Genomic DNA, 19,804 nt, shown 5'->3' with positions numbered 1-19,804 from the left:
GGTGGCCACCCCCAGCAGCTCGATCCGTCGGAGACACTATAAGCCAAACTCAACATACAAGGGATGGGGAGGGGGCACCCACTGCGACACTCCCCCTACCGCCGCAGCAACGTGATGCTGATCCGCCGGTTGCTGGGATCGAGCGGATCGCTCGCCCCGAAATGATCCAGATCCGCGCGCCCCTCCACCCGGACGATGCGCCCGCCCGGAATCCCGCTGGCGATCAGTTCGCGCCGTGCCGCGTTGGCGCGGTCGCTCGACAGTTCCCAATTGCCGTACTTCGCATCCGGCGCATAGCCGAGCGCATCGGTGTGCCCGGTGATGCCGATCGGGTTCGGCACCGACGTCAGCGCCGACGCCACCATGCGCATCAGCCGCCGTCCCGGCTCGTTCATCTGCGCCGAGCCGACCTTGAACATCGAGAAGCGGGCCTGATCGGTCAGCTGCACACGCAAGCCCTCCGGCACCTGCTGAATCACCAGACTGCCCTGCAGGCCGTTCAGGTCCGGCGAGGCGGCGATGCGCTGGCGCAGGTCGCGCTCCAGTGTCTCCAGCGCCACCCGCTCCGTCAGTTCGGAGGACTGGCGGTCGAGCAGCGCCTCCAGCTCCGCGCGGGTGGCGCTGACGCCGGGCGCCGGCTGTTGAGCGGCAGGCGTCGCGGGCGCGCTCTCCGTCGCATTGCGCAGCAGGTCCACCGGCGGAACGGTGCCGCCGGGCGGGTGGGGCATCGGGTCCTTGCGGCCGGCCGGCTGGCGGTCGCTGTCGCCGACCGAGGCGACAACGGGCGGCGAGGCCACCGGGCTCGCCTGATCGCCGGCAGCGTTCGGGGTGGTCAGCGATCCGCTCTTGTCGACCGAACGGCCGGCCAGCATGCCGTCGGCACCGGAGTTGCTCTGCGACACTGCCACCGGATTGAAGTAGTCGGCGATGCCCTTGCGCTGTTCCGTGGTGGTGATGTTCATCAGCCACATCACCAGGAAGAAGGTCATCATCGCCGTCACGAAGTCGGCATAGGCCAGCTTCCAGCTGCCGTTGTGCTCTTCCTCGTCATGGCTGGCGAGATGGCGCTTGACGATGATCGGGGGGAGGGCGGTCTTGCGCGGCATGGCCGGTCACGCCGCCTGACGGCCGTCGCGGGTCTTGGCCTGCGACGACGACAGCGTGGTGGCGACCTCCACCTCCGCCAGACTGGGCTGGATGTCGGTGTACAGCACCTTGCGGGCGTATTCGGCGCAGACCTGCGGCGGGCTGCCGCGCAGGTAGGCGCACAGTGCCGCCTTGATGCAGAAATACATGTTCAGCTCCGACTCGCGGCGCTGGCGGGCGGCGCTGGCGATCGGGCCGACCATGCCGTAGGACAGCAGCACGCCCAGGAAAGTGCCGGTCAGCGCCCCGCCGATCATATGGCCCAGCACCTCCGGCGCCTCGCTGATGGCGCCCATGGCGTTGATGACGCCCAGCACCGCGGCGACGATGCCCAGCGCCGGCAGCGCGTCGGCCAGGTTCTGCAAGGCCTTCGGCACCTGGTTCAGCTCGCGGCCGAGCGTGTCCAGCTCCTCCGCCATCAGCGATTCCAGGTCGTGCGGGTTGTCCTGCCCCAGCGCGATCAGGCGCAGATAGTCGCACAGGAAGGTGATGCAGCGGTCATAGCGCAGGACGTTGGGAAACTGGGTGAACAGCGGGCTTTCGGCCGGCTTGTCGATGTCGGTCTCGATCTGCGACATGCCCTTGGACTTCGCGACGCGCAGCAGGCCATAGACCAGCGCGATCATGTCCAGATAGTCGTTCTTCGGGGTGGTCCGCCCACGGGCGATGGCGCCGACGGCGCGCAGCGTGTCGCGCAGGACAGACGGGCTGTTGGCGATGGCGAAGCCGCCGATGCCGGCGCCGATGATGATGACGATCTCCACCGGCTGCCACAGCACGGCCATCCGCCCGCCCATCGCATAGAACCCGCCAAGCACGCTGGCAAACACCGCGATCAACCCGAACATCAAGCGCATGTCTTCTTCTCCGGATGTGCAACAGCCATCGCGATTGGGGGCAACAGTCCGCCGACGCTACAGCCCGCCGTTTAAAGCGGCTTTACGGATCAGGGCCCAAAGGTCAGTGAGTCGAACGCCATCCCCGCGCCAGCCGGTCGAGCGCGCCGGCAGCGGCAAGGTCGCGCTCCACCGACTCCGCGCGCAGCGGCCCGTCGGCCGGCGGCGGGGCGAACGCGTCCAGCAGTCCGGCCCAGCGGGTGCCGGCCAGCCGCGCGCGTTCAGCGTCACTGAAACCGCGCGTCGCATCGCGGTCGCCGGCCAGATAGGCCGACAGCCCCTGCAGGGCCAGATCGTCCGCCGTCGGCTCCGCTCCCGTAGCCTCCCGTTCGGCGGCCAGTTCGGCGAAGGCGGTCCGCGCCGCCCGCCATTCCCCGGCGGCGAACAGCCCCTGCGCCCGCAGCCGCGCCGCCTCCGCCCCGCCCAACCCCCGCAGCGCGTCGAGCGCCCGCACCGTATCGCCGTCGCCGAGCAGTGCGTCGGCCCGCAGCAGCGCCCGGCGTTCGGCCAGTCCCGGCTCCAGTCCGGCACCGCCGGTGCGGGCCAGCACGTCCAGCGCCTCCCCCTCGCGCCCGCCGTCGATCAGGGCGCGGGCCAGCGTGGCGCCAAGCTCCGCCCGGCGCGGACCGGTCGCCCGTTCGGTCAAGGCATGCAGGATGCGGGTCGCCTCCACCCCATAGCCGTCGCGCAGCAGCAGGCTGGCGAGGCGCCGGCGCAGCCCGCCGTCGGCGGTATCGGCCAGCGTTACCAGCCGCCCGTGCCGCGCCTGGAGCGCCAGCGCATAGAGCCCGCCCGGCGGCGATTGCTCCAGCCGGTCGAGCACGGCGGTCAGCAGGCTGCGCCCGGCCGTCAGCGCGTCGCGCCCGCGTGCGGTGGCGCCGAAGCGCCGTCCCAGCAGGCCGAAGATGTCGAGCGCCGCGTCGGTCCTGCCGCTGCGGGCATAGGCGCCGCCGAGTGCCGCCAGCGCATCCGTCTCGACGTCGTCGCCGCGCCAGGCGAAGCGCAACGCTTCCAGCGCCTTGATGGCGCCGTCCTCGTCCAGCCGGCCCAGGCCACGACGCAGTTCGATGGCGCGCACCTCCGCCCGGCGGGCGAAGGGACCACGGCGCAAGGCTGCCGCGGCGTCGTACCGCTCCAGCGCCGCGTCGGGCGTCGCCTTCAGCTCCGCCAGCCGGCCGCGGAAATAATCGAGCCGGCCGTCGGCCATCCCCGCCGAATCGACGGTGATCATCTCCAGCACGATCAGGTTCAGCGCCGCGCTGTCCCCCGCCTCGTCCGCCGCTGCGGCGAGCGTGGTCAGCAGCCGGCTGCGCAGGTCGGCCGGATAGTCCAGCAGCCGGCGCAACGCGATCGGCAACCCCTCCTTCGCCGCCGCCCAGCGGGTCGGCGCCAGGGCCGCGCTGCGCCAGACATTGTGGTCGGGCATGGCGCCGGCCGGCAGCTGGACGAACAGGTTGTCGTCGGGCGCGTCCTCGCGGTCGAGCGCGCGGAAGGCGTCGCCCAGGATGCGCAGGGCATAGCGCTGGTCGGGCGCCGGCGACAGGCTGCCCGCCGTTTCCAGCGCCGCGCGCCCTTCCTCGTCCATGGCGCGGGCGAGCAGGAAGCGGACCAGCGCGATCTGCGCCTCGACCCGCGCACGGCCCCGCGCCGTTTCGATGGCGACCTGCAGCACCTCGCGCCTGCGGTTGAAATCCTCCCCGGCCCAGCCGGCGAGGTCCATCGCGGCGATTGGCGGCGGGGCAGGCGGCTTGGGCGGCTCGGCGGCCTGCGTCGCGGGTTTCGGTGTGCGGTCCGGCATGCGCTCAAGCTGGCGCAGGGTCTTCTGGATGCTATCCTGGACTTCGCTTTCCAGGCTGGCGACGACGGGGAGGGGAGGACTCTCCCTCTCCCCCCCGGGGAGAGGGTCGGGGTGAGGGGGACGCACTTCGTGCTTTTCCCGAGAATCCTCGCCACGCTCCCCCCTCACCCTAACCCTCTCCCCGGGGGGGAGAGGGGACTCTGCCGGGAGAGGGAGAGTCATCGCCGCAGCGTTTGCCGTGCCGATCGGGTTCAGCGCTTCAACGACTTCAGCGACACCGACGGACGGCGGAACCTTCGGCACCTCCCCACCAGCCACAACCATCTCCGCCGCCACCTCCACCGCCCCATCCCCCACCCCCGGCTTCACCCCCGGAACCGGCGGCCCGCCGACATCGACGATCAGGTTCCGGCGCTCCAAGACGCTCGCCACCCGCGCGCCGCAGGGCACCGTCGCGGTCAGGCTGCGTCCTCCATCAGCCGTCACGAAATCCGACAGCCTGCGCGAGAAGCTGTCGCGCAAACTCGCCAGTGGCCAGCGCAGCGGATCGGACACGCTGATGCGCAACACGCAGCCGTCAACGACCGCCACCGGCGCCACTCCCTTCGGCACCGACAGCACCAGCCGCGAATAGTCGCCATGGTCGCCCAGCTGCGCACGGACGGTCGCGGCCTGCGCCGTCCCCGACAGCAGGGCGAGAACCAGCGTCGAACCAAGCGTCAGTGCGTTCCCCGGGCGCCGTTTCATCACAGTCGTCTCGCATTTTATCGAAATGATCGCCAAACCTGAGCCAAGACCGGCAAGGCATCCGCCGGACCGGCTCAGGTTGAAACCCGGCTTTAAACTGCCTCGTCCAGATTAAGGCGGAGTTCAAAACCGGAGTGTTCGGCGATGGAGAACCAGCTTTACATCGGACTGTCGCGCCAGATGGCGCTGCGGCGGCAGCTGGACGTCGTGGCGAACAACGTCGCCAACATGAATACGGTCGGTTTCCGTGGCGAACGCACCCTGTTCGAAGCGGCGATGGAGACCGGTGGGCGCAAGCCGACCGACCGCATCGCCTTCACCATCGACCGCTCCACCTATACGGATCTGCGCGCCGGCGCCTTTACCGAGACCGGCAACCCCTATGACGTGGCGCTGGACGGCGACGGCTTCCTGTCGGTGCAGACGCCGGACGGCGTGCGCTACAGCCGCGACGGCCGGCTGCGCCGCGATGCCGACGGCACGCTGGTCGGCCCCAACGGCTACCCGGTGCTGGACGACGGCCGCCGGCCCATCGCCATCCCGTCGGACAGCAGCACCGTAACCATCGGCTCGGACGGGCTGCTGTCGGCCGACGGCAACGTGATCGCCCGCATCGCCGTCTCGCGCTTCGACAACCCGCAGGCGCTGAAGCAGACCGGCGACCTGCTGTTCGAACCGGCCGACGGCATGGAGGCGCGCCCCGCACCCGACACCCGTCTGGTCGAAGGCAAGGTCGAGCGCTCCAACGTGCAGGGCATCGTCGAGATCGGCCGGATGATGGACCTGACCCGCGATTATCAGGCGGTGACCAAGATGGTGGACGACGGGCAGGACCTTCTGCGCTCCGCCATCAACCGCCTCGGCAAATCCTCTTAAAGTTTCAAAGGGAGAGTCAGTCCATGCGCGTGCTCAGCATCGCGTCCACCGGCATGATGGCCCAGCAGATGAACGTCGAGGTCATCTCCAACAACATCGCCAACATCAACACCACGGCCTTCAAGCGCTCGCGCGCCGAATTCCAGGACCTGATGTACCAGGCGGAGCGCCGGCAGGGCAGCCAGTCGACCGACAGCGGCACCATCGTGCCGACCGGCGTCGAGGTGGGGCTGGGCGTGCGGCCGACCTCGGTCAACCGCATCAACACCACCGGCAACCTGACCTCCACCGGAAACGAGTTGGATCTGGCGATCGAGGGGCGCGGCTACTTCAACGTGACCCAGCCCGGCGGCGAGACCGTCTACACCCGCGCCGGCAGCTTCAAGCTGTCGCCGGAGGGCACCATCGTCACCGCCGACGGCTTCACCGTCGCCCCCGGCATCACCGTGCCGCAGGGCACGCGCGAGGTGGTCATCAACCGCTCCGGCGAGGTGCTGGCCTATGTCGACGGCAAGACCCAGCCGGTCAACCAGGGCCAGCTGGCGATGACGGTGTTCGTCAACGACAGCGGGCTGGAGGCTCTGGGCGACAACCTGTTCCGCGCCACCCCGGCGTCGGGCGAACCGCAGGAGGGCCTGGCCGGCCAAGCCGGTTTCGGCACCATCCGCCAGAAGTATCTGGAATCCTCCAACGTCAACGTCGTGCAGGAAATCACCGAGCTGATCTCCGCCCAGCGCGCCTACGAGATGAACGCCAAGGTGATCGAGGCCGGCGACCAGATGGCCTCCACCATGACCAACATGCGGTGACGACCGTGCTGCACGCCCTCCGCCGGCCACTGTCCGCCCTGCTGCTCGGGACCATGCTGGCGCTTCCCCTCCCGGCCGCCGCCGGTCCCGTCCCCAATCCCGTCGAGACGCGGCTGGCGGAGGAACTGCTGGCCTCCCTCGGTCCCTCGGTGCCGCCGGACGCGCAGGTGGCGCTGACGCTGGGCCGCCCCTTCGATGGGCCGGTGGATGCCGTGCGCGACATCGGCCTCGACCCCCGCACCGGCATCTTCCAGGCCCGCATCCTCAGCAGCGGCCATGTCGTCGAGTTGAGCGGCCGGGCCGATGTCGAGGTGACGATGCCGGTGCCGGTCCGCCGTATCCGGCCGGGCGAGATCATCGAGGCGTCCGACCTGACCACCATCCGCCTGTCGCTCGACCGCGCCGGGACCGGCTTCATCGCCTCGGCCGATTCGCTGATCGGCCAGTCGCCGCGCCGCCAGCTCTCCACCGGGCGCCTGGTGCAGGTCGGCTCGGTCGGCGCGCCCATCGTCGTCCAGCGCAATCGGCCGGTGACGCTTGTTTACGAGGATGGCGCGCTGCTGCTGGCCGCCCGCGGGCGTGCGCTGCAGGAGGGCGGCGTCGGCGACACCGTCCGCGTCATGAACATCGCCAGCAGCACCGTCGTCACCGGCACCGTCACCGGGGCCGAGACCGTTTCGGTGAGTGGCCCGCGCGTCCCGCAAGCAGCAAAGCCCTGAGATATCCGATGAAGGGAGCTTCCCAGATGCGCACCGCGCTCGTCCCCATCCTGCTGCTTTCGCTTGCGACGGGCGGCTGCGCGCGGCTGGCCGACATCGGCAGCGCTCCCACCCTGTCGGAGATTTCCAACCCGGCGCTGCAGCCGGAAGCCCGCGTGATCTCGCTTCCGATGCCGCGGCCCTCAACGGCCGAGCAGATCCCAAGTTCGCTCTGGCGCACCGGATCGCGCGACTTCTTCCGCGACCCTCGGGCGAAGGCGGTCGGCGACCTGCTGACCGTGGTCATCGACATCTCCGACCAGGCTCAGCTGCGCAACAGCACCCAGCGCGGGCGCACCAACAACGAGAAGGCCGGGCTGCCCAACTTCTTCGGGCTGGAAAGCCGCCTTCCCGCCGTGCTGCCCGACGCGGTCGACCCGGCCAATCTGGTGGACCTGGACAGTTCCAGCACGTCGAGCGGCAACGGCACCATCCAGCGCAACGAACGCATCGCCATGCGCGTCGCCGCCGTGGTGACCCAGGTGCTGCCCAACGGCAACTTCGTCATCGCCGGCCGGCAGGAGGTGCGGGTGAACTACGAACTGCGCGAGATGCGCATCGCCGGCGTCATCCGCCCCGAGGACATCAGCAACGCCAACACCATCGAATACGACAAGATCGCCGAGGCGCGCATCACCTATGGCGGCCGCGGCCAGATCACCGACGTTCAGCAGCCGCGCTACGGCCAGCAGGTGCTGGACGTGATTCTACCCTTCTGATGATCTGGCCCTTCTGATGATCCGGCCTGTTCGGGAACCCGCGCCATGAAAGCCGTCCTGCTGTTCGCCGTGGCCGCGATGCTCGCCTTCGCCGGCGGCTACGGCTTCGGCCGCATCAAGGCCCCACAAGACTCCGCCCCCGCCGCTCCCGCCGAACCGGTCGTCGGCGGCCCCTATTACGTCGAGGCCGGCCAGCTGGTCGTGCCGATGCTGGAGCGCGGGCGGACCATCGCCTTCATCCTGACCCAGGTCACGCTGGAGGCGTCCAGCGCCGACGACGCCCTTCTGGTCCGCCGCCGCCTGCCGCACGCCCGCAGCGCCATGCTGGAGTCCCTGTTTGACCTCGCCGGCCACGGCCGTTTCAACGGCCCGGCGGTCGATCCGCAAGGCGTCGCCACCGCGCTCCTAGCTGGTGCCAACGGCTCCTTTGGCCGGGAAAGCGCCCAGCCGATTCGCTCAGTTTTGATCGACCGCCTGCTGCGCCAGGACAACACGCGGCTGTAATACCTCTGAAAGCCTCCCTCTCCCGCCCCGGGAGAGGGAAGGGGCCCATGCAGAGCATGGGAAGGGTGAGGGGTGATCCAAGGATCGAAATCCATGTTCGGATCACCCCTCACCCTCCCCACGCCTTCGGCGCGGGTCCCCTCCCTCTCCCTGGACGGGAGAGGGCATGCCACACCTCACGACGCCGACAGCACCGCGCCGGAATCCACCGTGGCGCCATTCTTCAGCACGAACTTGCTGGCGCCGTCGACGCTGCGCACCTCCGCCACCGTGTCGGTGACGACGGTCGCGGTGTTCAGCGCCTTGCCGTCCTTGTCCTTCGCCGTCACCCGCAGCGTATAGACGCCGTCCGGCGCGGTGCCGCCGCTCGCCGTCCTGCCGGTCCAGTCGAAGACCTGCCGGCCCGTCTTCAGCGAACCGGGGCTGCTGTAGACGACGCTGCCGGTGCTGGTCAGCACCTCCAGCTTCACACTGGCCGGCGTGCCCTCGACCGTGTAGGCGGCCTGCGCCTTGCCGTCGGTCAGCGACAGCTGATCGGACGCCACCTCCACCTTGCGACCGAGCAGGGCCATGTCCATCCGCATGCCGCTGCTCTTCAGCGTGTCCAGCACCTTGCCCAACGTGTCGTTGGAGCGCATCGACTGCTCCACCGTCGACAGCTGCGCCAGCTGGGTCATGAACTGGGTGGCGTCCATGGGGGCCAGCGGGTCCTGGTTGCGCAGCTGGGCGGTCAGCAGCTTCAGGAAGGATTCGTAATCAACGGTGGGCTTCTTGATCTCTTCCGTGGCAGCCGCCGCGTTCGTCTTCGCGGCGGTCATCAGGCCGGTGCTGGGCGTGGTGGTCATGGCGGGAAAGTCTTTCCTGTTCAGACGGTGACGTCGACCAGCCCGTCGATCGGGCGCAGCGGCCGGTCGGAAACGGCTTCGGGAATGGCCTCGGCCGGTACCCGCCAGCCGCCGGAGCTGCCGTCCCGGTCGGGAGCGGCGAATCCGCGCGACTGCCCGTCGCCCTGAAGCGAGAACTGCAGGTTGGAACTGTCGAGCGACAGCCCGGCATCGCCGAGCGCGCGTTCCAGCTGCGTCAGGTCGCGCCGCAGCAGGGCCAGCGTGTCGGCCTGTTCGGCCTGGACGGTCAGCGAGACCTTGCCGTCGCTGACGTCGGCGACGACGCGGATGCGGCCAAGCTCCGCCGGGGCGAGGTCGATGTGGAACTCGCCGCCGCCGCTCTCCGCCACACGGACCAGCGGGGCGGCCAACTGCGCCATCGCCGGGCTGTGCGCGGTGGCGGCCCGGCCGGAGGCCGCGGCGGCGGCATAGTGGGTGGCCGCCTGGGCCGGCAGCGTCGGCACCGCCTCGAACCCCGTGGCTGCCGCATCGCCGCTGCCCGCGCTCGGCGGAGCGGAGAAGGGCGGGGCGGGATCCAGGCCGGCGAGGGCAGGGCCGGCATCGGGGGCCGGCTGCCCGGGCAGTGCGGATTGAGGGGCGGCAGGCGCGCCGGCGGTCTGCTCGGCCTTGCCGGCGGTGGCGCCCTGACGGCCGGCGCCATGCGCGCCGCGGACCGCGGTACGGGGATCGCTGCTTTCATCGCGCCGGCTCTCGCGCCCGTCCGGGGAGGGGGGCGCTTCGGCAGACGTATTCGGCGCTGCGGCGGCCATGGCCGGCAAGCTGGCCTGCACGGTCTGGAGCGGCGCCGGCGCCTCGGCGGTCCGATCGGCACCGCCCTGTGCCGCGGCATCGGCGGCAGCGGGCGCCGCCGTTTCGGCCTGTCCGGCCGGCGCATTGGGTGTGGACGGGGTGGGCGCCGGTTGCGGCGCGGTTGCCGGTGCGGTCGCGGCGGTCTGCCCGGCAGGGTGCTTGGCCTCGCCGGCCGGCCCTGCCGCCTGCGGAGCGGCGGAACCCGGCGTCGTCGCCTTGCCGACCGTTGCCGTCGGTGCAGCGGTTGGCGGCGTCGCCGGAGCGGCGGCCACCATCCACGGCATCAACGGGGCGTCGGTGCCGCTCGCCTGCACCACCGCCTGGGTGATCGCACCCTGCGCGGCGACGGGGTCGTCCGCTCGCGGCTCCTTGCGCTTGCGCAGCCGGTCGGGGCGGGTGCCGTCGTCGGGTTCCTCCTCCGTGGCCTCATCCACCAGACTGGCGAAGTCCTCGTCGCGCGCGTCGTCGCCGGACGAGCCGCCACGCTGGGCCGAAGCGGAGGTTGCGGCCGGCCGGGGCGGAGCCGAGACGGCATCGGGCATGCTGGTCATGGCGCTCAATTCGTCAGGGTGGGGCGCGGAATGCCGGCGGTGACGGGAACCGCGGCCCCCACCACCGCCGGAGCGGCCTTGCGGTCGCCGGGCAGGGCGCGGCGCTGCAGGATCAGCCGCGTCACCTCGCGCGCCTTGGCGTCGGCCATCTCGGCCAGGATCGGGGCGGCGCGCCGCTCGGCGATGCGGTCCAGCACGTCCACCACGATGTCGGTTTCCATGTCGGTCAGGATGCGGGCGGCGTCGCGCGGCTTCATCGCCTCATAGATCGACACCATCCGCTTCAAATCCTCCTGCTGCAGGGTGGAGCGCTGGGTCATCAGCGCCTCGACCTCGCGCTTCACGCCGTTCAGCCGCTGGATCTGCGTGCCGACCCGCGCCTCCGTGGCGGCTAGCACCGCTTCGGCCTCGCGCAGGCGGTTCTGCCGGCCGGCGCTGTCGGCCTTCTGCTCGTCGATGGCGGCGCGCAGCAGCGGATCGGTGCAGTTCGGCGGCGCCAGCGCCACCGGCGGCGGCACCTCGGCGACCGGCGTCGAAACCGGCAGCGGAGCGGGTGCCGGAGCGGGTGCGGAATCGGCCGCCTTCGGATCCGTCGCCTTCAGGTCGGTTGCCCAGGGCCGTTCATGGGCGCCGAACTCGCGGTCGAACTGCTGGGCGATCACCGGGAAGCCATCGACCAAAGCGCCGAGCTTCAGCGGCAGCACCATCAGCACGGCGACCAGGGTGATGGGCAGGATGCGCGGAATCATGCCGACGCCTCCGACCCGACAGTGCGCAGCCGCGCATAGAAGGCGCTGGCCGCCGCCTTCGCCGGACCGGTGGGAGCGGGAGCCACAGCTTCGGCAGGCTGGCCCGCCACCGCGCGCAGAGCGGTTTCAAGCGCCCGGAACTCGCCATGATCGACCTCGGCCGCTTTCAACGCCGACACCAGGGGGGAGCTTGCCGCAGCCTCTGTCGCCTCCTCGGCCGGCTTCACCACGCCCTCGACGGCATCCGCCCCTTCCACCCGCGCCCGGTTGCGGATGGAGCGCCCCATGGTGCTCACCATGGCGCCCTCGTCCAGGCGGCGCAGCAGGGCGCGGGCATGCTGGACCGACTCCTCCATGCGCGCGGTGGTGCGCTCGCAGGAGCCCAGGATCAGCGCCATGTCCTCCTTCATGCCCTTGGCGCGGTCGAGATCGTCGGACAGCCGGGCGGCGATCTCGGTCGCCGAGGCCACCATGCGCTTCATCGAGGCGTCGGTGTCGTCGATCGACTTGGAGAAGGTCGACACCAGGGCGTTGATCTCGGACTGGCCGGTGCGCAGCAGCTTCAGCCGCTTGTTGACGATGACCAGATAGGCGGTCGCCGTGACCAGCATCACCGCCAGGGCCGCGTCAATGAGAAAGGAGACCATCGATCAGCTCCTGCTTGGTGTCGAGATCGGTGTCGATCTTCACCGCGATGTTGTCGTTGCGCTGTCCCATGTGTCCGGCGAACAGCGGGATGGTCTTGCTGAAGACCAGGACGGTGGAATCGGGATTGATGCGCAGCTTCAGCGACTGGCCCTTCTGCCAGGCCAGCACCTCGCCCAACGGCACCTTGGTCTCCGCCAGCACGGCGACCAGCTCCAGCTTGGAGCGCATCAGCTCGTTCTTCAGATGGCTTTCCCACACGGTGTCATGGCCGAACTTCTCGCCCATGAACATCTGCACCAGCTTGCCGCGGATCGGCTCCAGCGTGGCATAGGGGATGACGATGTCGATGTGGCCGGTGCGGCGCTCCACCTCCACGGCGATGCGCACGCGGATGATGGCGTTGGTGGCGCGCGTGATGGTGGCGAACTGCGGGTTCACCTCCAGCCGGTCGAAGACGAAATCGACCTGCGCCAGCGGATCGAAGGACTGCCCCAGATCCTGCAGCACCACCTTCATCATCCGCTCGGTCATCTTGCGTTCGATGGAGGTGTAGGCGCGCCCGTCGATCCGCCCCGGCCTGGACCGCCGCCCGCCCAGCAGCACGTCCATCATGCAATAGATCAGCGCGCTGTCGATGGTCACCAGCATCTGGTTGTCCCACGGCTCGGCGCGGGCGACGCCGATCAGGGCCGGCAACTCGATGGCGTCCTGGAAATCGGTGTAGCGCAGCCATTCGATCTTCGACAGCGACGCCTCCACGTTGGTGGAGGCGAACTGGCGCAGCGAGGTGTTCAGCATCCGCACCATGCGGTCGAACACCACGTCCAGCATCGGCAGCCGGTCCTTGTTGACCGTGGTCGAGCTGACCAGCCGCTGGATGGCGCTCATCTCCGGCCCGCCGCCTTCCGGCGCGCCGAAATTCAGCAGCCGGTCGATCTCCTCCTGGCTCAGCGTCTTGGTCTCGCCGCTCAGCGCCTGCTGCATCGCCTCGGCCATTGCCTCGGCCTCTGCGGCCTCTGCTGCGGCGGGCGGAGCGGGCGCGGCGGTCTGCTGTGCCGCGGCCAGTTCCCACGCGGCGTCGGACCAGTCCGCATCCTCGACCTCAACGGGCTGAGGGGCGGCCATGGATGGGGCGGCCATGGACGGGGTGATCGGGGCGGGGGTGTCGGTCATCCGGTGCCTCTGGAGGTCGCTATTGCGTGAGCAGGCTGCGCAGCAGAACGTCGGTGACGACGTCGCGCCGGCCGGCGGGGTCGGACAGGATCAGGTTGAAGCGGCGCCTGATCTCGCTGCGCAGGCGGTGCAGCCCGGCCGACCCTTCCAGGTCGTCCTGGTCCAGGTTGCGCAGGAATTCCTGCAGGCTGTCGGTCAGCTGCGGCATTGCCTGTTCCAGCGCCTGGCGGTCGTTGTGGGCGACGGTCAGCGACAGTCCGATCTTCAGGAAGCGGGACGGCGTGTCGCGGCGCAGGTTGACGACCAGTTCCGGCATGTCGACCACCACGTCGGCCGGCGTGGTCTCCGCCGATGGCACCCACAACCGCTCGACGGCTTCAGTGCCCGCCGCCAGCCAATAGCCGCCGATCCCGGCCGCCGCCACCGCGCCCAGCGCCACCAATCCTGCCAGCAGCCGGGCGACCGGCAGGGCGATCACCAGGATCCGCCCCGACCCGCGCAGCCTGTTCAGGACTTCGCCCCGCGCCGCCGCCGTACCTGCGATGCCAAGTCGTGTAATCATCGCTCCATCCCGCCGGACATTGCCGAAAATTTTAGTCAATCAAGAAACGGGTAAAGTTTTAGAAGTTTTGTCTTCAGCACCGCTCCCGTTTTTTACTCCGCTTAAAAGTCGCGCCGTTAGCGTGACGGGGTGTGCAGGGCGAAGACTAGGCCCGCCGATTTTCAGAAACTTTAAAGGTGCGGGGAACCGTGGACAGTCTGATCGACACCTTGCGGTCGTTGGGGCGCGGTCGGCTGCTCGTCCTGGCGGGCACCGGGCTCGGCATCGTCCTGGCCGTCGCCGGCATGGCGCTGCTGCTGTCGCAGCCGCACATGACCGCGCTCTACAGCGGCCTGGAACCGGCGGAGGCCGGCCGCATCGCCAAGGCGGTGCAGGAGATGGGCGTGCCGGTCAACGCCGGCTTCGACGGCACGACGATCAGCGTGCCGCAGGCCGACGTCTCCCGCGTCCGCATGGCGCTCGCGGAAAAGGGCCTGCCGTCCCACGGCGGCGTCGGCTACGAGCTGTTCGACACCGACAAGCCGCTCGGCATCACCAGCTTCATGCAGCGCATCAACCGCCTGCGCGCCATGGAGGGCGAACTCGGCCGCACCATCGAGACGCTGTCCGGCGTCGAGGCGGCGCGCGTCCACATCGTCCTGCCGGAACGCGAGGAGTTCTCGCGCAACGCCCCCAAGCCGACCGCGTCGGTGGTGGTGCGCATGCGCGGCCGGGGATCGATGGACCGCAAGCAGGCCCTGTCGATCCGCCACCTCGTCTCCGCCGCCGTGCCCAACCTGAAGCCCAGCGCCGTGACGGTGATGGATGCCTCCGGCGAGCTTCTGCTGACCGAGGATGACGGCCCCGGGCTGGCCTCGGCCCGCACCGACGGACTGCGCGTCGCGGCGGAAACCCGCGTCGCCCGCGCGGTGGAGCAGATGCTGACCGCCCGTCTCGGCGCCGGCAACGTCCGCGTCCAGGTCGCCGCCGAGGTGGAGACCAAGCGCGAGGTGGTGCGCAGCCAGACCTTCGACCCCAACAGCCAGGTCGTCCGTTCCACCCAGACCGTGCAGGAGCAGGACCGCAGCCAGGACACCAACGGCGAGCCGCCGGTCACCGCCGAACAGAACCTGCCGCAGCGCGACGTCCGCGCCCAGTCGCAAGGCCCGCAATCCTCCAACGACAGCAAGCGGCAGGAGGAGACGGTCAATTACGAGATCTCCAACGTCAGCCGCGAAACGGTGATCGAGCCCGGCGACGTCCGCCGCCTCAGCGTCGCCGTGCTGGTCAACGGCACCTGGAAGACCGCCGCCGACGGCACCCGCCAGTACGAGCCGCGCAGCGCGGAAGAGCTTCAGCGCCTAAGCGAGCTGGTCCGCTCCGCCATGGGCTTCAGCGAGGCGCGCGGCGACCGGGTTACGGTGGACAATCTGGAATTCGTCGATCTGGCGCCCGACCTCGCCCCCCGTCCGCTGGGCGACGAGATCGCCGAGACGTTGACCCGCAACATCATGACGCTGATCCAGTGGGTGATCCTGCTGGTGCTGTCCGCCCTGGTGATTCTGGTCGGCCTGCGTCCGCTGATCCGCCGCGTCTTCCCCGCCCCCGAGCCGGTGGTGGCGGAAGCCCCGGCGCTGGCCGCCCCGGCCGGCGGCGCCATGCCGCAATTGACCGGCCCGGCCAATGCGGCAACCGCCGCCGCCGGTGCTTTGCCCTCTGACGGCGAGGAAGCCGACCCCGCCCTGGCCGCCGCCCCGATGGCGCCGCAGCTGGGCATCGAAGAGACGATGGACCAGCTGATCGAGCTGCGCACCGTCGAGGGCCGCGTCCGCGCCTCCTCCATCCGCCGGCTGGGCGAGCTGGTCGACCAGTATCCGGACGAGGCCATCGATATCCTGCGCTCCTGGCTCTATGAGGAGGTGGCGTGATGGCTGCCTACCCACGCTACCGCTTCGACCACAGCTTCGGCGCCCCCGTCGCGGTCGCGGAGCCTGCCGAGGTAGAGATCGCCGACCCGCTCGACCTGCCGACTTTGTCGGAACGCGAGCACCGGGCGGCGCTGGACAAGGCCCGCGAGACAGCGCTGGCCGAGGGCCTCGCCCAGGGCCGCCGCGACGGCGAACTCTCCGCTGCCCGCCGCATCGAGGCGGAGCTGTCCGCCACCCTCGACCAACTGGCCCAGCGGATGGCGGCGCTCGACGCCGACCATGCCGCCCTGATGGAGCGGCTGGAGGCCCAGGGCGCCTTCGTGCTGCTGGCGCTGGTCCGCCGCATGGCGCCGCGCCTGCTCGATCAGATCGCCCGTGCCGAGGTCGAGCGTCTCGCCGCCGACGCCCTGCGCGCCGCCGGACAGGCTCCCGTGCTGACCCTGCGCCTTCACCCCTTGCTCTGCCACCCGCTGGAGGAGCGGCTGGCCGGGCAGGGCGTCTTCCAGGGCCGTCTCGATATCCAGGGCGACCCGGCGCTGGCGGTGGGCGCCGTGGAGGCGAGCTGGGGCGCCGGCTCCCTCCGCCGCGATCCCGCCGCCATCGAGGCCGCCGTCGCCGACCTCACCGACCGCGCCGCCGCCGCCCTGACACCGGCGCTGTCCTCCGACCTTTAACGATCCGAAGCGAGAACCCTCATGCCTCCCTTGAACCTCGACATGCTCGACGACGATCCCAAGCAGGCTGAGAAGGCCCCGGACAGGATTGGCGACAAGCCTTACGACGGCCCTATGAACGCGATCTACAACGTGCCGGTGGACGTTCAGGTCGTCCTTGGCCGCACCAGCATGCTGGTGGCGCAACTGCTGAAGCTCGGCCGCGGCGCCGTGCTGGAGCTGGAGCGCAAGGTGGACGAACCGGTCGAGGTCCTGGTCAACCACCGTCTGGTCGCCCGCGGCGAAGTGGTGATCGTCGAGGACCAGCGGCTGGGCGTGACGCTGACCGAGATCGTGCGCACGGAGCTGGAGATCGATTGAGCTGAATCCCCTCTCCCCCCCGGGGAGAGGGTTAGGGTGAGGGGGACGCGCGGCGGCCCTTTTCCGAGAATCCTACTTATGCATCCCCCTCACCCCGACCCTCTCCCCGGGGGGGAGAGGGGGAGCCCCCCGAAAGCCCCCGCATGCGCCTCCGCCCCCTGATCCTCCTCCTGGCCCTCCTCCTCGCCGCCGGCCCCGCCGCGGCGGCGCCGCTCGACCTCAACCTGGGCGCGCTGGGATCGCTGACGGACGGCGCCAGCCTGTCGGGGCGGATCGTCCAGGGCATCGTGCTGCTGACGGTGCTCAGCGTCGCGCCCGGCCTGCTGATCATGGTCACCTGCTTCACCCGCATCATCGTCGTGCTGTCGCTGCTGCGCTCCGCGCTGGGCCTGCAGCAGTCGCCGCCGAACATGGTGCTGGTCAGCCTCGCCATGTTCCTGACCTTCCACATCATGGGGCCGGTGATCGACAGCGCCTGGCAGGACGGCCTGCGCCCGCTGCTGAACGAGCAGGTCACCCAGGAACAGGGCTTGGAGCGCATGATCGAGCCGTTCCGCGGCTTCATGGCCTCCCATGTCCGCGAACGCGACCTCGCCGCCTTCGCCGCCTTCACGGCAAAGCCGAAGCCGGCCACCGAAGATACGGCACCGGCTAAGGACGAGCGCCCGGTGACGGCGGAAAGCGTCGATCTGCGGCTGCTGATGCCAGCCTTCCTGCTGTCGGAGCTGCGTCGTGCCTTCGAGATCGGCTTCCTGCTGTTCCTGCCCTTCCTGGTGATCGACATGGTGGTGGCGGCGATCCTGATGGCGATGGGCATGATGATGCTGCCGCCGGTGATGATCGCGCTGCCCTTCAAGATCATCTTCTTCGTGCTGACCGACGGCTGGTTCCTGATCGCCGGCAGCCTGATCCGCTCCTACGGGGTTTGAGCCGATGGACGACGCTCCCGCCAGCCCCCCTGCCAGCCTCGCCGACAGCCTTCTCGCCTTGGCCCGCCGCCGTGGCGTCGCGGTGCCGGAGGACGGCTCGGTCGCCGGGCTGCTGGCCGCCCTCGACCCCAACCCGCTGATCCCGCACCCGCTGCTGCTGGTGGCCGGTGCGGTGATGGCGGTCGCCTTCCGCCACGACCGTGCTCTGGCCCTGCCGCCGGCCGACGCGTCCGGTACCGCCCCGCCCTCCGCCCCCTCCGCCGATTATTCCTTCTGAGGTGACGCCATGGGATCGCCGATCAAGATCCGTGAGAACTACAAGAGCCTGACCGGCATCGAGAAAAGCGCCGTCATCTTTCTGGCGCTGGGCGAGGAGCGCGGCTCACGGCTGATGGAACGGTTGGACGAGGATGAAATCCGCCTCGTCAGCCGGGCGATGGCGACTCTCGGCAACGTCACCTCCAATCTGGTGGAGACGCTGATGCGCATCTTCACCGAACGCTTCGCCAATGCCGGGTCGGTCGTCGGTTCCTATGACAGCACGGAGCGGATGCTGAACCGCTTCCTGCCGGCCGACCGCGTGACGGAGATCATGGGCGAGATCCGCGGCCCCGCCGGCCGCACCATGTGGGAGAAGATGTCCAACGTGAACGAGGGGGTGCTCGCCAGCTATCTTGCCGGCGAATATCCCCAGACCGCGGCGGTCATCCTGTCCAAGATGCGCGCCGACCATGCCGCCAAGGTGCTGGTCCTGCTGCCCCCCGCCATCCGCACCGAGGTGATCGAGCGCATGATCCAGATCGAATCGGTGCAGCGCGAGGTGCTGCTGGACATCGAATCGATCCTGCACAACGAGTTCATGGCGAACTATGCCCGCACCCACGGCAACGATTCGCTGGAGCGGATGGCCGACATCTTCAACCGCATCGACCGCGAGACGCTGACCGAGATCTTCGACGATCTGGAAACGGTGATGCCGGAGCCGACCCAGCGCATCAAGCAGCTGATGTTCACCTTCGAGGATCTGATGCGGCTGGACCGCGTGTCGTTGCAGGCGGTGATCCGCCGTTGCGACACCGGGCAGCTCGCCATCGCGCTGAAGGGGGCGCCGGCGGCCCAGCGCGACCATTTCCTGTCGGTGCTGTCGGAACGCGCCCGCCTGATCCTGCTGGACGAGATCGAGAACATGGGTCCCTTGCGCATGCGCGACGTCAACGACGCCCAGGGGGAGATCGTCCGCGTCGCCAAGGCGATGGCCGACGACGGCACCATCATCATCCCGCAATCCGACGACGCCGATACCGTCGTCTATTGAGCGGAACGGCAAGCAATGGGAACCAACTGAATGGGAGCGCGCGACCTCGTCCCCCGGCATGTGCCGCCGCCGGAGCTGCTGGCCGCGCAGTTCGCCGTGACGCCGTCACCCGCCCCGCGCGCCACGGATGACGGGGACGAGGCCGGACCGCTCGTGCGCCGCCTGCTCGACCTGCTCGATTCGCTGTCGCCGGCCGATGCGGCGCTGGCGCGGGGATGCCTGCCGCGCTGTGATTCGACCTTCGGCGCCGCGCTCGCCCTGTTCCTGGCGGCGACGGCGGACGGCTGCCGCGGCTGGCTGGGACCGGAGGCGGCGGCCCGGCTGGAGGATCTCGACGGCGGGCTGCTGCTCGACGACAGCGACCGGGCGCTGGCCTCGCGCTTCCAGCCGGTGGACGGACGGCTGTGGCGGCTGTCGCGCGTGCCGCTTCTGGACAGCGACGACAGCCTGTTGTGCGCCGTCGGCATCGAAGACGGCCTGTCCGACCGCATCACCCTGGTGCTTCAGGCCCGGCCGCAGCGGCTGGGTCCGGTGCAGCTGATGGCGACGCTCGCCGGCCGCCGGCTGAACGTGACCCTGCGTCTGGCGACGGGATTGCCGTCCTCTGCCCTGGCCGACCTTCACGAGACCTTCCGCGCCGCCCTGACCGACTGCCGGCTGGACGGCGCGCTGACCGTCGGCCCGCTGGCCGACGCCTGGCTGGGGCTGGACCGGCCCCTGTCGTCCGATCTGGCGCTGTAGCCAAGGCTTCCGACCTTTCCCTGCGTCTAAGGGAGGCATAGATCTCCTGACGTGGAAAAAGCCCCCTCTCCCCCCGCTCACGCGCAAACTTCGTTTGCGCTGACGCGACAGGCGGACCATAGGTCCGCCGAAAGCGGGGAGAGGGTTAGGGTGAGGGGGATGCGTGGTGAGGATTCTCAAGCATCGCGCGCTCCCCGGTCCCCACTAAATCCACCCGATGCATCCCCCCCCCCCCCCCCCCCCCCCCC

At 69.9% G+C, this 19,804-nt stretch carries 21 protein-coding genes; 12 read left to right on the top strand and 9 right to left on the bottom strand.

Features of this window, described 5'->3' with window-relative positions; translation table 11 throughout:
* Positions 1–95: 95 nt before the first annotated feature.
* The 3 genes from TSO5_RS18540 to TSO5_RS18530 all read right to left on the bottom strand — a co-directional run bounded on the left by TSO5_RS18540 (position 96) and on the right by TSO5_RS18530 (position 4,587).
* On the bottom strand, positions 96–1,106 hold the full coding sequence (locus TSO5_RS18540) for a flagellar motor protein MotB (RefSeq protein ID WP_109152936.1): 1,011 nt from the start codon (positions 1,104–1,106) through the stop codon (positions 96–98).
* 6 nt (positions 1,107–1,112) lie between these two features.
* Positions 1,113–2,003: a flagellar motor stator protein MotA gene (gene motA, locus TSO5_RS18535; protein ID WP_109152935.1), complete on the bottom strand. Its 891-nt coding sequence runs from the start codon at positions 2,001–2,003 to the stop codon at positions 1,113–1,115.
* A 103-nt stretch (positions 2,004–2,106) separates the two neighbouring features.
* Positions 2,107–4,587, bottom strand: a complete 2,481-nt coding sequence (locus tag TSO5_RS18530; RefSeq protein ID WP_109152934.1) for a hypothetical protein — start codon at positions 4,585–4,587, stop codon at positions 2,107–2,109.
* Positions 4,588–4,731: 144 nt separating this feature from the next.
* Here TSO5_RS18530 and flgF point away from each other — a divergent pair, with 144 nt between their 5' ends.
* From flgF to TSO5_RS18505, 5 genes are read left to right on the top strand one after another with little or no spacing between them, the layout of a single operon-like run.
* Positions 4,732–5,463, top strand: coding sequence for a flagellar basal-body rod protein FlgF (flgF, locus tag TSO5_RS18525; RefSeq protein ID WP_109152933.1), 732 nt, complete (start codon positions 4,732–4,734; stop codon positions 5,461–5,463).
* A gap of 23 nt (positions 5,464–5,486) precedes the next feature.
* Positions 5,487–6,272, top strand: a complete 786-nt coding sequence (gene flgG, locus TSO5_RS18520; protein WP_109152932.1) for a flagellar basal-body rod protein FlgG — start codon at positions 5,487–5,489, stop codon at positions 6,270–6,272.
* A gap of 5 nt (positions 6,273–6,277) precedes the next feature.
* The gene (gene flgA / locus TSO5_RS18515) at positions 6,278–6,991 is read left to right on the top strand and encodes a flagellar basal body P-ring formation chaperone FlgA (RefSeq protein ID WP_247870820.1); all 714 of its coding nucleotides are present in this window, start codon (positions 6,278–6,280) and stop codon (positions 6,989–6,991) included.
* A gap of 26 nt (positions 6,992–7,017) precedes the next feature.
* Positions 7,018–7,749 (top strand): flagellar basal body L-ring protein FlgH, encoded by a 732-nt coding sequence (flgH, locus tag TSO5_RS18510; protein ID WP_109152930.1) that lies wholly within the window; start codon positions 7,018–7,020, stop codon positions 7,747–7,749.
* Positions 7,750–7,794: 45 nt separating this feature from the next.
* The gene (locus tag TSO5_RS18505) at positions 7,795–8,253 is read left to right on the top strand and encodes a hypothetical protein (RefSeq protein ID WP_109152929.1); all 459 of its coding nucleotides are present in this window, start codon (positions 7,795–7,797) and stop codon (positions 8,251–8,253) included.
* A gap of 176 nt (positions 8,254–8,429) precedes the next feature.
* Here TSO5_RS18505 and TSO5_RS18500 read toward each other — a convergent pair whose 3' ends face one another.
* From TSO5_RS18500 to TSO5_RS18475, 6 genes are read right to left on the bottom strand one after another with little or no spacing between them, the layout of a single operon-like run.
* Positions 8,430–9,098, bottom strand: coding sequence for a flagellar hook assembly protein FlgD (locus tag TSO5_RS18500; protein WP_109152928.1), 669 nt, complete (start codon positions 9,096–9,098; stop codon positions 8,430–8,432).
* Positions 9,099–9,118: 20 nt separating this feature from the next.
* Positions 9,119–10,498: a flagellar hook-length control protein FliK gene (locus tag TSO5_RS18495; protein ID WP_109152927.1), complete on the bottom strand. Its 1,380-nt coding sequence runs from the start codon at positions 10,496–10,498 to the stop codon at positions 9,119–9,121.
* Between the two features lie 5 nt (positions 10,499–10,503).
* Complete coding sequence (locus tag TSO5_RS18490; RefSeq protein ID WP_109152926.1) at positions 10,504–11,247, bottom strand: flagellar motor switch protein; 744 nt, start codon at positions 11,245–11,247, stop codon at positions 10,504–10,506.
* The gene (locus TSO5_RS18485) at positions 11,244–11,894 is read right to left on the bottom strand and encodes a DUF6468 domain-containing protein (protein ID WP_109152925.1); all 651 of its coding nucleotides are present in this window, start codon (positions 11,892–11,894) and stop codon (positions 11,244–11,246) included. Before TSO5_RS18485 ends, TSO5_RS18490 begins: the two co-directional genes overlap by 4 nt.
* The gene (fliM, locus tag TSO5_RS18480; protein ID WP_247870819.1) at positions 11,875–13,068 is read right to left on the bottom strand and encodes a flagellar motor switch protein FliM; all 1,194 of its coding nucleotides are present in this window, start codon (positions 13,066–13,068) and stop codon (positions 11,875–11,877) included. Before fliM ends, TSO5_RS18485 begins: the two co-directional genes overlap by 20 nt.
* Positions 13,069–13,087: 19 nt before the next feature.
* Entirely contained in the window at positions 13,088–13,630 is a 543-nt protein-coding gene (locus tag TSO5_RS18475) for a flagellar basal body-associated FliL family protein (RefSeq protein WP_247870818.1), read from the bottom strand.
* Positions 13,631–13,818: 188 nt separating this feature from the next.
* Between TSO5_RS18475 and fliF the strand changes: the two genes are divergently transcribed.
* The 7 genes from fliF (at position 13,819) to TSO5_RS18435 (ending at position 19,556) form a co-directional block, all read left to right on the top strand.
* A complete protein-coding gene (gene fliF, locus TSO5_RS18470; RefSeq protein ID WP_247870817.1) occupies positions 13,819–15,537 on the top strand; it encodes a flagellar basal-body MS-ring/collar protein FliF in 1,719 nt (572 codons plus the stop codon).
* Positions 15,537–16,211 carry a flagellar assembly protein FliH gene (locus tag TSO5_RS18465; RefSeq protein ID WP_109152923.1) on the top strand — a complete coding sequence of 225 codons (675 nt, stop codon included), beginning with the start codon at positions 15,537–15,539 and terminating at the stop codon, positions 16,209–16,211. The genes fliF and TSO5_RS18465 overlap by 1 nt, the downstream gene beginning before the upstream one ends.
* 21 nt (positions 16,212–16,232) lie before the next feature.
* Positions 16,233–16,571 (top strand): flagellar motor switch protein FliN, encoded by a 339-nt coding sequence (gene fliN / locus TSO5_RS18460; protein ID WP_109152922.1) that lies wholly within the window; start codon positions 16,233–16,235, stop codon positions 16,569–16,571.
* Positions 16,572–16,714: 143 nt separating this feature from the next.
* Complete coding sequence (fliP, locus tag TSO5_RS18450; RefSeq protein ID WP_109152921.1) at positions 16,715–17,500, top strand: flagellar type III secretion system pore protein FliP; 786 nt, start codon at positions 16,715–16,717, stop codon at positions 17,498–17,500.
* 4 nt (positions 17,501–17,504) lie between these two features.
* The gene (locus TSO5_RS18445; RefSeq protein WP_109152920.1) at positions 17,505–17,777 is read left to right on the top strand and encodes a hypothetical protein; all 273 of its coding nucleotides are present in this window, start codon (positions 17,505–17,507) and stop codon (positions 17,775–17,777) included.
* A gap of 9 nt (positions 17,778–17,786) precedes the next feature.
* The gene (locus tag TSO5_RS18440; RefSeq protein WP_109152919.1) at positions 17,787–18,815 is read left to right on the top strand and encodes a flagellar motor switch protein FliG; all 1,029 of its coding nucleotides are present in this window, start codon (positions 17,787–17,789) and stop codon (positions 18,813–18,815) included.
* 30 nt (positions 18,816–18,845) lie between these two features.
* Positions 18,846–19,556, top strand: coding sequence for a hypothetical protein (locus TSO5_RS18435; protein ID WP_109152918.1), 711 nt, complete (start codon positions 18,846–18,848; stop codon positions 19,554–19,556).
* The last annotated feature ends 248 nt before the right edge of the window (positions 19,557–19,804 follow it).

The organism is Azospirillum sp. TSO5, from assembly GCF_003116065.1.
GTDB lineage: Bacteria > Pseudomonadota > Alphaproteobacteria > Azospirillales > Azospirillaceae > Azospirillum.
The sequence above is the reverse complement of the archived record's forward strand: the minus strand, read 5'-3'. Positions and strand labels throughout refer to the sequence as shown.